This is a genomic window from Streptomyces sp. R35 (genome assembly GCF_041053035.1).
Taxonomy (GTDB): domain Bacteria; phylum Actinomycetota; class Actinomycetes; order Streptomycetales; family Streptomycetaceae; genus Streptomyces; species Streptomyces lutosisoli.
This window is the reverse complement of record NZ_CP163440.1, coordinates 6,676,107-6,688,594: the sequence shown is the minus strand read 5'-3', so window position 1 is coordinate 6,688,594 and position 12,488 is coordinate 6,676,107. Positions and strand designations below refer to the sequence as shown.

Below are 12,488 nucleotides of genomic sequence, written 5' to 3'. Positions count from 1 at the left end.
GAACGGCGCAATCTTTATAGGCGCGCGATGCTGTGTCGATATGCGGCTCCGCCGAGTGGGCGCGCCCAGCCCCCACCGAACCCGCAGACGAAAACGAACCCCCCAGCGGAGCGCTCACGCAGCCTTGCGGGGCTCCTCGACTACCGCCACCTCCGCCGGAGGCACCCGCGGCGGCAAAGACACCGCGTCGGCGGCCGCACACGCCGCCAGCAGCTCCCGCATCGACACCCCGGCCACCCCACCCGGAACCGGCGGCGCCACCGGCACGTCACGACGTTCTGAAGCCGACATGGACGCCTCCTGGGTCTTCGGGGGCAAGCGTGGTTAGGTAGACCTAACTACGGACTGGTGTCCATGTGAACACGGCCGGGACGCCGAACGCAATATCTTGCCGACGTCTTGTCGGAACGTTAAGCAAATCTACGAACGACGGGCGCGCCGACACGATCAAAACGGTGCCGGTCAGGCCGAGAGCACGCTCAGGTCCACCGTCACCCAGCGCTCCCCCAGGCCGGTGACCGTCACATGCCGTACCTCGTCCGTGGTGTCCCCGACGGCCCGGTGGATGACCACGTGCAGTCGGTCGTCGGTCAGCTCCTCGACCTTGCCCTCGCCCCACTCCACGACGATCACCGAGTCGGAGAGCGAGACGTCGAGGTCGAGGTCCTCCATTTCGTCGAGCCCCCCGCCGAGGCGGTACGCGTCCACGTGGACGAGCGGCGGACCGTCCCCGAGGGAGGGGTGCACGCGGGCGATGACGAAGGTCGGGGAGGTGACCGCGCCGCGCACGCCGAGCCCCTCGCCGAGCCCGCGGGTCAGCGTGGTCTTGCCCGCGCCGAGCTCTCCGTTCAGCATCACGAGGTCGCCCGCGCGCAGCAGCTTGGCGAGCCGGCGGCCCAACTCCCGCATCTGTTCGGGGGAGTTGACGGTGATCTGCGCGCTGACCCCGTTCTGCGCGGGCTCAGCCTGGTTGTGCGGTGCTGCTGGTGCTTCCATAGCCACCCACGGTAGCTCCTGCCGGGACGGCTCCCGCGCGCATGAGGAGGTCGGCGAGACGGTCTATGACGACCTCGGGGTGCTCCAGCATGACGAGGTGCCCGGCGTCGGCGACGAGCACCAGCTCGGCGTCCGGCAGCAGGTCGGCGATGGCCTCGCTGTGCTCGCTCGGGGTCACCAGGTCCTTGACCCCGGCGAGGACGAGGACGGGCAGGTCGGTGAAGTGGGTGAGCGCCGCGGTCTTGTCGTGCTCGGTGAACGCCGGGTAGAACTCGGCGACGACATCGATCGGGGTGCCCTCGATCATCCGCTCGGCGAACCGCTCGACCGCCGGGTCGACGTCCCGGGTGGCGAACGAGTACCGCTTGATGACCCCGGCGAACAGGTCGGCGGTGGCCCGCCGCCCCCGCTCCACCAGGGCGGCCTGCTGCCCGAGCGCCCGCAGTACGCCGGGGAGCACGCGCCGCACCGCGTTGACGCCCGCGACGGGCAGCCCGAAGTTGACCTCGCCGAGCCGCCCCGACGACGTACCGACGAGGGCGATGGCGACGACCCGGTCGCGGATCAGCTCGGGGTACTGGTCGGCGAGGGCCATGACGGTCATCCCGCCCATCGAATGGCCCACCAGCACGATGGGGCCCTCGGGCACGGCCGCGTCGATGACGGCCTTCAGGTCGCGGCCGAGCTCGTCGATGGCGACCGGCGTCCCGTCCTTGAGCTGGGCGACGCCCCGCCCGGACCGCCCGTGGCTGCGCTGGTCCCAGTGGACGGTGCGCACGACACCGCGCAGCGCGGCGCGCTGGAAGTGCCAGGAGTCCTGGTTGAGGCAGTAGCCGTGGCTGAAGACGACGGTGACGGGGGCCGGCGCCTTGCGGCCGAAGAGCCGGCGACGGCGCGGGGCGAGGGGGGCCTCCGGCTCGGCGTCGTCGACCTCGTAGTACAGCTCGGTGCCGTCGTCGGCGTACGCCTTGCCGGGGGTGCCGCGCAGCGAGCCGTAGGGGCCCGTGGAGTCGAGCGCGAGGCGGGCCTTCCTGCGCATGCCGCGGCCGACCGTGAGGCGCTCTATGGCGACTCCGGCGGCGGCGCCCGCTGCCACGACGCCTATCGCGGCGCCGGCGACACCGGCCCTGCGCCAGTTCCCGGCGGAGGCGGCGGCCGCCGAGGCCGCACTCGCGACGGCCTCCGCGCTGCTCTCGCTCACGTCCCGCTCCTCTTCGCTTCGCTGTCAGCTCTTCGCCGGGTCCTGCTCGGTTATTCGGTACTACCCGTCTTGTTCCTCGTTCACATTCACGTAGACGCGGGGAACGCGGGTTCCGATCCGGGTGACGATTTCGTACGCGATCGTGCCCGCCGCCCGGCCCCAGTCCTCGGCGGTCGGCTCGCCGCGGTCGCCCGGTCCGAACAGGACCGCCTCCGTCCCGGCCGGGGGCTCGTCCCCGCCCAGATCGACGACGAACTGGTCCATCGCGACCCGGCCCGCGACCGTACGCCACTTGCCGCCGACCAGGACGGGTCCGGTGCCGGAGGCGTGGCGCGGGATGCCGTCCGCGTAGCCGACGGGCACGAGGCCGAGGGTGGTGGCGCCGGGCGTGGTGTAGTGATGCCCGTAGCTGACGCCGTGGCCGCCCGGGACGTGCTTCACCAGCGCGAGCGACGCGGTCAGCGTCATCACCGGGCGCAGTCCGAAGTCGGCCGGGGTGCCGAGCTCGGGGCTGGGCGAGATGCCGTAGACCGCGATGCCGGTGCGTACGAGGTCGAAGTGGCTCTCGGGGAGGGTCAGCGTGGCGGGCGAGTTGGCGATGTGCCGCACCTCGGGGCGGACGCCCTGCTCCTCGGCGTACGCCACCATCTCGCGGAAGCGGGTGAGTTGGGCCTGGATCGAGGGGTGACCGGGCTCGTCGGCGCAGGCGAAGTGCGACCAGAGGCCGGTGACGGTGATGAGCCCGCGGGCCTCGGCGCTCAGGGCCTCCCCGACGAGCTCCGGCCAGTCGTCGGGCCGGCAGCCGTTGCGCCCGAGGCCCGTGTCGGCCTTGAGCTGGACGCGGGCGGGCGCGCCGACCGCCTGAGCGGCTGCCACGACCTCCCGCAGTGCCCACATCCCGCTGACCGAGACGTCGAGGTCGGCCTCGATGGCCTGTGCCCACGGCCCGCCCGGTGTCCAGAGCCAGCACATGATCCGCCCCGGCAGTCCGGCCGCCCGCAGCGCGAGGGCCTCCTCGGGGGTGGCGGTGCCGAGCCAGGTGGCGCCGGCCTCGCGCGCCGCTCGGGCACACGGCACCGCCCCGTGGCCGTACGCGTCGGACTTGACCACGGCCATCAGGGCCGCGGACGGCGCGTGGGCGCGCAGGGTCCGCACGTTGGCCCGCAGGGCTGCCAGGTCGATCTCGGCGCGGGCGCGCAGGGGTGCTGTCTCGTTCATCGCGCCCCCAGTGTCTCAGAGGGGCCTGACAGCACCCCGGCGCCGGTACCGCTAGGACCCCGCAGGACCCCGCAGGACCTCATCCGACCGTCCGGCATCAGGTGCCGGCTCTACGGCCCCACACGTAGACGTGGTCGCCCGTCTTGAGGACGCTCCACAGCGTGCGGGCGTCGGCGAGCCGCAGATTGACGCAGCCCCACGAGCCGTTGGGGTTGTAGATGCTGCCGTAGATGGCATGGAAGGCCTGTCCGCCGCTGAAGAACTGGCTGTACGGCATGGGGCTGTTGTAGAGGGTCGACCAGTGGTTCTTGTGCTTCCAGTAGATCTTGAACCAGCCGGTACGGGTCCGGTACCCGGCCCGCCCGCTGCGCATGGGCACCGGCCCCCACACCACCTTCTTCCCCTTCTGCACCCAGGTGAGCTGTCGTTTCAGGTCCACGCAGGCGATCCGGTACGACCGGACGGGACACTTCCCGGCGGCGTTCGGGTTCTTCATCGCGGAGAGCAGCTGCATGCGGGCCCAGGTGACGGGTCCGGCGAAGCCGATGTTCGGCTTGATCTTGTACCGCGTCTGGAACGTACGGATGGCAAGACAATCGGCAGCGGACTGTTTCCCGTCCACCTTCAGCTTCAGCCACTGCTCGACCTGCCGCTGATACGGTCCCGTCCGCTTGCTGCATGTCACCGCCGTGCCTGCGGCGGCGTCGCTGAGCGGTACGTACTCGATGAGCGCGTCCGTGCCGGCGGGGGCGCTGGGCGGCTCGACGGCATCCTCTTCAGCGGTGGGTGTGTACACCCTGGGCGCGAGCATCTGGTCCGGGGTATCGATCTGCCACGGCTGATGCGGACCCGGCGCCACGCCCGGCACCAGTTCGCTCCCCGGTCCGGGGGCGGGCGGCCCACCCACGGCCAAGGCGCTCTCCCCGGGCAACACCGCCAGCAGCGCGAGCACCACCGCCGCACTCCGGCCCCACCACACCATTCGTCTGATCATCATGCGACCAGCCAACGCAACCCGCCCCCGCCCCCGAGTGAGCCGCGCGGAAGGGGTCCCCCATTCGCCCGGACCGTTCTCTCGCCCCCGCCGCCCCTACCCGTCCCATCCTTCTGGGGCTCCGCCCCAGACCCCGTGGGTTGTTTGTCGGCTGCGGGCCGGTGGGGGCCGTTCGCGCAGTTCCCCGCGCCCCTTAAGGGGCGCGGGGAACTGCGCAATCTTTTGGGGGTCTGGGGCGGAGCCCCAGGGATGGGACGGGTAGGGGCGGCGGGGGCGAGAAACGCTGGTGGGCCTCAGTCGCGGATGTCCCGCCACGCGTCCGGGATCGCCGAAGCCACGTCATGGGCCCCCGCAGGCGCCCCGTCGGCCGCGAACCGCCCGGCAAGACCGTGAACGTACGCAGCAACACTCCCCGCATCCACCGCGGACAACCCGGCCGCCAACAACGACCCGGCAAGCCCCGACAGCACGTCCCCACTCCCCGCGGTCGCCAGCCAAGCCGTCCCCGTCGAATTCACCCGCACCACCCCACCCCCCGCATCAGCCACCAGCGTCGTCGCCCCCTTGAGCAACACCGTCGCCCCGTACAGCCCCGCAAGCTCCCGCACAGAGGCAAGCCGAGCCCCCTCCACCACCGCTCGCGAAACCCCGAGCAACGCCGCCGCCTCCCCGGCATGCGGAGTCATCAGCGTGGGCGCACTCCGCGCCCGCACGGCCCCCCGCTCCGCGAGCCGCAACCCGTCCGCGTCCACCAGCACCGGCACCTCCGCGGCCAGCACCTCGTCGACCGCCGACGCGTCGTCCCCGGCCCCGGGCCCGACGACCCACGCCTGGACCCGCCCCGCCTTCCCAGGCCCCTTGTCGGACACCAACGTCTCGGGGAAGGCGGCGATCACCGCGTCCCCGGCGGGCCCCACGTACCGCACGGCCCCCGCCCCACCCCGCAGCGCACCGGACACGGCGAGCACCGCCGCCCCGGGATAGCGCGCGGACCCGGCGGCGATCCCGACGACACCGCGCCGGTACTTGTCGCTCGCCGCCCCCGGCACCGGCAGCCGCGCCGCGACATCCGCGTGCTGGAGCGCCTCCAGTTCGGCCTGGTCCGGCAGTTCGAGACCGATGTCGACGAGGCGTACGGAACCGGCGTACTCACGCGCCGGATCGATGAGCAGTCCCGGCTTGTGCGTGCCGAAGGTGACGGTCAGGTCGGCGCGGACCGCCGCGCCGAGGACCTCCCCGGTGTCCGCCTCAATGCCACTCGGCAGGTCGACGGCGACGACGGCCGCACGCGACTGCTCGGCCCAGGCGGCCAGCGCCGCGGCGTCCGGCCGCAGCCCGCCCTTGCCGCCGATCCCGACGATGCCGTCGACGACGAGGTCGGCACGGCGGACGATCTGCTCGGCGGCACTAGGGGTGACCAGGCTGCCGCCCGCCCGCCGCAGCGCGGCCAGCCCCCCGGCATGCGTCCGTTCGGGGGCGAGCAGTACGGCGGTGACACCGGCCCCGCGCCGGGCCAGCCGGGCCCCCGCGTACAGCGCGTCGCCCCCGTTGTCGCCGCTGCCGATCAGCAGCACGATCCGGCTGCCGTACACCCGCCCCAGCACATCGGCGCAGGCCGCGGCCAGTCCGGCGGCGGCGCGCTGCATCAACGCCCCTTCGGGGAGCCGCGCCATCAGCTCCCGCTCGGCCGCCCTTACCGTCTCCACGCTGTAGGCAGTACGCATAGGCCCGAGTCTCGCATCAGCGCCCCGCAAGCGGCGCGGGGAACTGCGCGAGCAACCACAGACATCCCGCGGCCGACGAACCACCCGCGACGAGCGATTCCCCCGACGCGGCGGCTACCCCTCCGCCACCACCACGGCCGAAGCCACCCCCGCGTCATGGCTCAGCGACACATGCCACGACCGCACGCCCAGTTCGGCCGCCCGGGCCGCCACCGTGCCCTTCACCCGCAGCCGCGGCTGCCCGCTGTCCTCGACATAGACCTCGGCGTCGGTCCAGTGCAGACCGGCCGGGGCGCCGAGCGCCTTGGCGAGCGCCTCCTTCGCGGCGAACCGGGCGGCCAGCGACGCGATGCCTCTGCGCTCCCCGCTCGGCAGATGCAACTCCTGCTCCACAAAGACCCGTTCGGCCAGTCCGGGTGTGCGCTCCAGCGACGCCCGGAACCGGTCGATCTCGGCCACGTCGATACCGACCCCGATGATGCTCATGCCTCGCAGCCTATGGGGCGCGGCACGGGCCCCGGTCCAGCCACCGGGAATGTCTCACCCCCCTGTTAGCCTGCGGCGACTTCACATCGAGCGCACAGGCACGGGGGGCCTGCCGGTGCGCGACACTTCCAAGTACGCCATGGGGGCGGAGGCATGACCAGCACAACCGGCGGCGTGAGCGGAGCACCAGGCATATCCGCGCCGCCTCGTTTCGACCCGTTCGACACCCTGCCCGAACTCGTCCCGCTACGCACCGCGGCGGCGCACGGCGACTGGCCCGCCACGGCGGCGTTCTTCGCGGGCCTCGGCACGGAGGCGCAGCGTTCCTTCGCGTCGGGCCTGCTGGCCGGCATCGACGGAGTGGAGCGGTATCTGGAGCAGGCCGTGGCCGCCCTGCCCGGCGACCCGCTGCCCCGTACGCTGCTCGCCGACCGGTATCTCCACATCGGCTGGGACATCCGCAGCGGCGCCCGAGCCCAGCATGTCTCGCGGGACCAGTTCGACCGCTTCCACGAATGGCTGCGGCGGGCCGAGCAGCTGCTGATCGAGGTGTGCGCGGAGCACCCCTCGTACGCGCACGCCTGGACGGTGCGTGTGACCACCGCGCGCGGTCTGGAGCTCGGGCAGGCCGAGGCCCGGCGCCGCTACGACCGGCTGGCCGCCCACCACCCGCACCACTACCCGGCGCAGATGCAGCTGCTGCAGAACCTGTGCCCCAAGTGGAGCGGCTCCTGGGAGGCGGCGCACGGCTTCGCCCGCGAGTGTGCGGCAGCGGCCCCGGACGGCTCGCACTCCGGTGCCCTGGTGGCCATCGCGCATCTGGAGCACTGGCTGGAGCTCCTGGGTGACGGAGGCATGGAGGCCACCGCGTACATGCGGGGTGTGCCCGTCCGTGACGATCTGCGGTTCGCGGCCCAGGTGTCCGTGCTGCACAAAGACTACCGGCCCGGCTTCCACGGCATCGGCGCGCACAGCGCGTTCGCCCTCGCCTTCTCGCTCGGCGGCCACCACCAGGACGCGATCCCGCACTTCCTCGAACTCGAGGACCGGGCCGCCGAGTTCCCGTGGCAGTACACGCCCGACCCGGCGGCCGCCTTCGTCAAGTACCGCAAGGCCGCACTGTCGGCAGCCTGGGGGGAGTCGCGATGACCACCGAAATCACCAACCCCGTAGCCAAGTTGGCGGGGCTCGTCGGCCACACCACCACCCAGGGCATCCCCACCCTTTACACACCCAAGCAGGGCGAGATCACCGCCGGGCTCTTCTTCCGCGTGGGCCGCGCCGACGAGACCCTGGCCACCGCCGGCATCACCCACCTCGTCGAGCACCTCGCGCTGCACCGGCTGGGCCTGTCCGACCTGCACTACAACGGCGCGACGGCGAACGCGTACACCCTCTTCCACGTCACGGGCAGCGAGGACGAGGTGGTCGCCTACCTCAACAGCGTCTGCGCGGCCCTGCGCGACCTGCCGCTGGACCGGCTGGAGACCGAGAAGGAGATCCTGCGGACGGAGGCGGCCGGCCGCAGTGGCGGGCCCAACCACCAGATGCCGCTGTGGCGTTACGGCGCCCAGGGCTACGGCCTGTCCAGCTACAGCGAGCTGGGCACCTGGCGGCTGACCCCGGACGAGGTGCGGCACTGGGCCCAGACGCGCTTCACCCGGGACAACGCGGTGCTGTGGATCACCAGCGACTCCGTGCCTGAGGGACTCGATCTGACGCTGCCGGCCGGTACACGCATCCCGGCGCCCGCCGCCTCGAACGCGCTGCCGGTCACCCCCGCCTACATCCACGGCGACGACGGCCACGTCGTCTTCAACGCGGTGCTGCGCCGCTCCACCGCGGGCGCCGTCTTCGCCGACGTCCTGGGCCGCGCCCTCTTCCAGGACCTGCGCCAGGAGGGCGGCTACTCGTACTCGGCCGAGGCCGACTACACCCCGCGCGACGCCGACTTCGCCACCCTCACGGCGTACGCCGACGCGCTGCCCAAGAAGCAGGACGCGGTGGTCGGCGGTTTCGTCGACGTCCTCGCCCGGCTGCGCGCGGGCCGCATCGAGCAGGCCGAGCTCGATTCGGCGCGCACCAAGGCCCTGAAGATGTACGACACCCCGGAACTCGCCGCCGTGTCACTGCCCTCGTACGCCCTCAGCCTGCTCCTGGGCCATCCCATCCTCAGCCCGGACGAGCACCGGGCCGAGCTGCGCGCGCTGACCGTCGAGGATCTGCGCGAGGTCGCCCGCGAGATGTGGTCGACCGGGCTGCTCCAGGTACCGGGCCGGGGCGCCGACTGGGCGGGTTTCTTCCTCGCCCCGCAGTACTCGACGCACGCGCTGACGGGGACCCGGCACCGTTCGCTGGAGGACGAGCGCGTCACACTGACGATCGGGGCGGAGGGGGTGTCCCTGACGACGCCGCGCGGCCCGGTCACCGTCCGGTACGACGCCTGCGCGGCGATGACCGCCCGCCCGGACGGAGCCCGCACGCTGACCGGGTACGACGGCTTCTCGGTCACCATCGAGCCGACCCTCTACAAGAGCGTGACGCCCGAGCGGATCGCGGCGGTGGACGCTGCCGTGCCGCCCGCGGCGGTGGTGCGGATGCCGCAGCGGGACCCGTCCCGCATCCCGCGGCCGGAGGCACCCACGTCCGCTCCGCGCTCCCAGGGCAAGGCGCACTGGGGCTGGACCCTCGCGCTCTGGCTCGTCGGCTCGGTGGCCGCGGTATGGGGCCTGCTCAGCGTGCTCGTCACCCTCGACGAGGCCGGTGCGGCACACCCTGACTCCGCGGCCGTCATCGGCCTGTGGGTGATGGAGCTGCCGTGCCTCTTCCTGACGTGGCGGCTGTACCGCCGCCGCAGGCGCGGCTGATTCCGCCCTGGCTACTGGACGTCGACAAAGTCACCGGTCGCCTTCACAGAGCCTGTGGTGGTGGTGCCGGCGAAGCTGAAGCGGTAGTAGCCGTCGACGCCGGCCGTGGTGGTGGTCTTCAGGGTGCCGGTGCTGCTGGACGTGACCGTCTTGAGGGTGGTGTACGTGTCGCTTCCCTTCTTGCGGAACTGCAGCAGCACCGGCTGGGTCGCGTAGCCCGCGTACCGGCCCGTGGTCCAGTTGGCGCGGCTCAGCTTGCCGGTGACCGTGATGGTCTTGCCCTTCTTCACCGGCTCCGGGGAGGCGTCGACGGTCAGCGTGGCGGCGCGCTTGAGCTTGGTGGTGGTGACGTCGTCGTTGTAGCTGGCGTTCGCGTAGAGGTCCCAGGCGCCGAGGAACAGTTTCCAGGTGCCCGCGACGCCGTTGCCGTCCGCGAAGTCGTGCGCGGGGTCGATGTTGAAGACGGCCTTGCAGCTGTAGACGCCCTGCTGGGTCGTCGATTCCGTGCAGGTGGCGTCGTCGTCCGTCCCCAGGGAGCCGGTGATGTCGTCCACGTTCGAGCTGTCGGTGCCCTGCCACAGGAAGGCCTCGGTGAGGGCGATGCCGCTGTCGTTGGAGGCGGTGTACGTGACGGTGACGGACTTCTTGGCGGTCACGCCGAGGACGATGTCCTTGCCGCCGTTGATGACCGCGTCCGAGAACTTGGTGGCACCCAGCGAGTCCTTCGGCGACACGGTCTTCGAGGCGAAGGATCTGAGCTTCGTCGCCCCGTCCGCACGCTCCGACGCCTGGGCGACGGCCGGAAGGGCGAGCGCGGAAAGCACGACGGCGCTGGAAAGAACGACGGCAGCGGCGCGTATACGCATGGAATCCCCCACAGTGAAAAGGTCGAGAGGCCCGGCCGAACTCTCCCCCCGGCCAGGCCTGTTGAGGCCTCGCATCGTACAGACACAGCGCCGCCCCGCACCCGCACTCGGCCTGTGACCCGAATCATGGAGGCAGCGGGGATTGGCAGATGTGTGCCATGCATGACCTCGGAAAGGCCTGGTCGCGACTGCCGGGGCCGGCACGGAACCGCCAATCACTCACCCTCTACGCCGCGGGCGGCTCGCAGCCCTGAAAACTCACTCCACCGTCACCGACTTCGCCAGGTTCCGAGGCTGATCCACCTCGTTCCCCCGAGCCGTAGCCAGTTCACAAGCGAACACCTGCAACGGAACGGTCGCCACCAGCGGCTGGAGCAGCGTCGGCGTGGCCGGGATCCGGATCAGATGGTCGGCGTAGGGAACGACCGCCTCGTCGCCCTCCTCCGCGATGACGATCGTGCGCGCACCCCGCGCCCGGATCTCCTGGATGTTGGACACGATCTTGTCGTGGAGGACGGACCGCCCCCGAGGCGAAGGAACGACGACGACCACCGGCAGGTCGTCCTCGATCAGCGCGATCGGCCCGTGCTTCAGCTCGCCCGCCGCGAAGCCCTCGGCGTGCATGTACGCCAGCTCCTTGAGCTTCAGGGCGCCTTCGAGCGCGACGGGATAGCCGACGTGCCGGCCCAGGAACAGCACGGTCTTTTTGTCGGCGAGGGAGCGCGCCAGCTCCCGTACCGGCTCCATGGTCTCCAGGACCCGCTCAACCTCGCCGGAGATGTGGGACAGGTCCCGGATCACGGCCAGGATCTCGTCGCCCCACTTGGTGCCGCGCACCTGGCCCAGGTACAGGGCGACCAGATAGCAGGCGACCAGCTGCGTCAGGAACGCCTTCGTCGAGGCGACGGCGACCTCGGGGCCCGCGTGGGTGTACAGCACCGCGTCCGACTCGCGAGGGATGGTCGAGCCGTTCGTGTTGCAGATCGCCAGCACCTTGGAGCCCTGCTCGCGGGCGTGCCGCAGCGCCATCAGCGTGTCCATGGTCTCGCCGGACTGCGAGATGGCGATCACCAGCGACCGGGTGTCGAGAATCGGGTCCCGGTAGCGGAACTCGCTCGCCAGCTCCACCTCGCACGGGATCCGCGTCCAGTGCTCGATGGCGTACTTGGCGATCAGCCCGGCGTGGAAGGCGGTCCCGCAGGCCACGATGACGACCTTGTCGATCTCGCGCAGCTCATGGACCGGGATCCGTACCTCGTCCAGCGTCAGCAGGCCGGACGCGTCGATGCGCCCCAGCAGCGTATCGGCGACCGCCTTGGGCTGCTCGGCGATCTCCTTGAGCATGAAGTAGTCATAGCCGGCCTTTTCGGCCGCCGAGACGTCCCAGTCCACGTGGTACGAGCGCACGTCGGCGGGCCGGCCGTCGAAGCCGGTGACCGTCACGCCGTCCCGGCGCAGCTCCACCACCTGGTCCTGGCCCAGCTCGATCGCGGAGCGCGTGTGGGCGATGAACGCGGCGACGTCCGAGGCGAGAAAGGCCTCGCCGTCTCCGACGCCGACCACGAGCGGCGAGTTCCGGCGCGCCCCGACCACCACGTCCGGATCGTCGGCATGCACCGCGACCAGCGTGAACGCGCCCTCCAGCCGCCGGCACACCAGCCGCATCGCCTCCGCCAGGTCCGCGCACGAGGAGAACTCCTCGGCGAGCAGATGCGCGACCACCTCGGTGTCCGTCTCGGAGGCCAGCTCGTGCCCGCGCTCGGCCAACTCGGCGCGCAGCAGGGCGAAGTTCTCGATGATGCCGTTGTGGACGACGGCGACCCGGCCCGCGTTGTCCAGATGCGGATGCGCGTTCGCATCGGTGGGGCCCCCGTGGGTGGCCCAGCGGGTGTGTCCGATGCCCGTCGTCCCGGTCGGCAGCGGCCGGTCGACGAGCTCCTTCTCCAGGTTGACGAGCTTGCCGGCCTTCTTCGCGGCGGCGAGCCCCCCGTCCGCCGGCACGGCGACGCCCGCCGAGTCGTATCCCCGGTACTCCAGCCGCTTCAGTCCGGCCATCACCACGTCAAGCGCCGACTGCGACCCCACGTATCCCACGATTCCGCACATGGGCCGCAGCCTACGGTCCGAGGCCCGCCC

The 12,488-nt window shown here is 71.7% G+C and carries 11 protein-coding genes; 2 read left to right on the top strand and 9 right to left on the bottom strand.

Going from position 1 to position 12,488, the window contains the following annotated elements:
- Nucleotides 1-114 precede the first annotated feature (114 nt).
- From AB5J50_RS30500 to AB5J50_RS30470, 7 genes are all read right to left on the bottom strand, one after another.
- Nucleotides 115-291, bottom strand: a complete 177-nt coding sequence (locus tag AB5J50_RS30500) for a hypothetical protein (RefSeq protein WP_369261359.1) — start codon at nt 289-291, stop codon at nt 115-117.
- A 171-nt stretch (nt 292-462) separates the two neighbouring features.
- Complete coding sequence (gene tsaE / locus AB5J50_RS30495) at nt 463-996, bottom strand: tRNA (adenosine(37)-N6)-threonylcarbamoyltransferase complex ATPase subunit type 1 TsaE (protein ID WP_369261358.1); 534 nt, start codon at nt 994-996, stop codon at nt 463-465.
- Complete coding sequence (locus AB5J50_RS30490) at nt 962-2,197, bottom strand: alpha/beta fold hydrolase (protein ID WP_369261357.1); 1,236 nt, start codon at nt 2,195-2,197, stop codon at nt 962-964. The genes tsaE and AB5J50_RS30490 overlap by 35 nt, the downstream gene beginning before the upstream one ends.
- A gap of 60 nt (nt 2,198-2,257) precedes the next feature.
- Nucleotides 2,258-3,415 carry an alanine racemase gene (gene alr, locus AB5J50_RS30485; protein WP_369261356.1) on the bottom strand — a complete coding sequence of 386 codons (1,158 nt, stop codon included), beginning with the start codon at nt 3,413-3,415 and terminating at the stop codon, nt 2,258-2,260.
- A gap of 97 nt (nt 3,416-3,512) precedes the next feature.
- Nucleotides 3,513-4,412, bottom strand: a complete 900-nt coding sequence (locus tag AB5J50_RS30480) for a L,D-transpeptidase family protein (protein ID WP_369261355.1) — start codon at nt 4,410-4,412, stop codon at nt 3,513-3,515.
- 290 nt (nt 4,413-4,702) lie between these two features.
- Nucleotides 4,703-6,133, bottom strand: coding sequence for an NAD(P)H-hydrate dehydratase (locus tag AB5J50_RS30475; protein WP_369261354.1), 1,431 nt, complete (start codon nt 6,131-6,133; stop codon nt 4,703-4,705).
- Between the two features lie 114 nt (nt 6,134-6,247).
- Nucleotides 6,248-6,619 carry a holo-ACP synthase gene (locus AB5J50_RS30470; RefSeq protein ID WP_327431026.1) on the bottom strand — a complete coding sequence of 124 codons (372 nt, stop codon included), beginning with the start codon at nt 6,617-6,619 and terminating at the stop codon, nt 6,248-6,250.
- A 153-nt stretch (nt 6,620-6,772) separates the two neighbouring features.
- Between AB5J50_RS30470 and AB5J50_RS30465 the strand changes: the two genes are divergently transcribed.
- Both AB5J50_RS30465 and AB5J50_RS30460 read left to right on the top strand, forming a co-directional pair.
- Nucleotides 6,773-7,768 (top strand): hypothetical protein, encoded by a 996-nt coding sequence (locus AB5J50_RS30465; protein WP_369261353.1) that lies wholly within the window; start codon nt 6,773-6,775, stop codon nt 7,766-7,768.
- A complete protein-coding gene (locus tag AB5J50_RS30460; RefSeq protein ID WP_369261352.1) occupies nt 7,765-9,486 on the top strand; it encodes a M16 family metallopeptidase in 1,722 nt (573 codons plus the stop codon). The genes AB5J50_RS30465 and AB5J50_RS30460 overlap by 4 nt, the downstream gene beginning before the upstream one ends.
- 11 nt (nt 9,487-9,497) lie before the next feature.
- On the opposite strand, the gene AB5J50_RS30455 is transcribed toward AB5J50_RS30460, so the two are convergent.
- Nucleotides 9,498-10,352, bottom strand: coding sequence for a hypothetical protein (locus AB5J50_RS30455; protein ID WP_369261351.1), 855 nt, complete (start codon nt 10,350-10,352; stop codon nt 9,498-9,500).
- Nucleotides 10,353-10,610: 258 nt separating this feature from the next.
- The gene (gene glmS, locus AB5J50_RS30450) at nt 10,611-12,458 is read right to left on the bottom strand and encodes a glutamine--fructose-6-phosphate transaminase (isomerizing) (RefSeq protein WP_369261350.1); all 1,848 of its coding nucleotides are present in this window, start codon (nt 12,456-12,458) and stop codon (nt 10,611-10,613) included.
- Nucleotides 12,459-12,488: the final 30 nt, after the last annotated feature.

Bases quoted from the DNA above. Each gene is read 5' to 3' on its own strand.
- AB5J50_RS30500 (WP_369261359.1), bottom strand. From the start codon at position 291: ATGTCGGCTTCAGAACGTCGTGACGTGCCGGTGGCGCCGCCGGTTCCG.
- tsaE (WP_369261358.1), bottom strand. From the start codon at position 996: ATGGAAGCACCAGCAGCACCGCACAACCAGGCTGAGCCCGCGCAGAAC.
- alr (WP_369261356.1), bottom strand. From the start codon at position 3,415: ATGAACGAGACAGCACCCCTGCGCGCCCGCGCCGAGATCGACCTGGCA.
- AB5J50_RS30480 (WP_369261355.1), bottom strand. From the start codon at position 4,412: ATGATGATCAGACGAATGGTGTGGTGGGGCCGGAGTGCGGCGGTGGTG.
- AB5J50_RS30475 (WP_369261354.1), bottom strand. From the start codon at position 6,133: ATGCGTACTGCCTACAGCGTGGAGACGGTAAGGGCGGCCGAGCGGGAG.
- AB5J50_RS30470 (WP_327431026.1), bottom strand. From the start codon at position 6,619: ATGAGCATCATCGGGGTCGGTATCGACGTGGCCGAGATCGACCGGTTC.
- AB5J50_RS30465 (WP_369261353.1), top strand. From the start codon at position 6,773: ATGACCAGCACAACCGGCGGCGTGAGCGGAGCACCAGGCATATCCGCG.
- AB5J50_RS30460 (WP_369261352.1), top strand. From the start codon at position 7,765: ATGACCACCGAAATCACCAACCCCGTAGCCAAGTTGGCGGGGCTCGTC.
- AB5J50_RS30455 (WP_369261351.1), bottom strand. From the start codon at position 10,352: ATGCGTATACGCGCCGCTGCCGTCGTTCTTTCCAGCGCCGTCGTGCTT.
- glmS (WP_369261350.1), bottom strand. From the start codon at position 12,458: ATGTGCGGAATCGTGGGATACGTGGGGTCGCAGTCGGCGCTTGACGTG.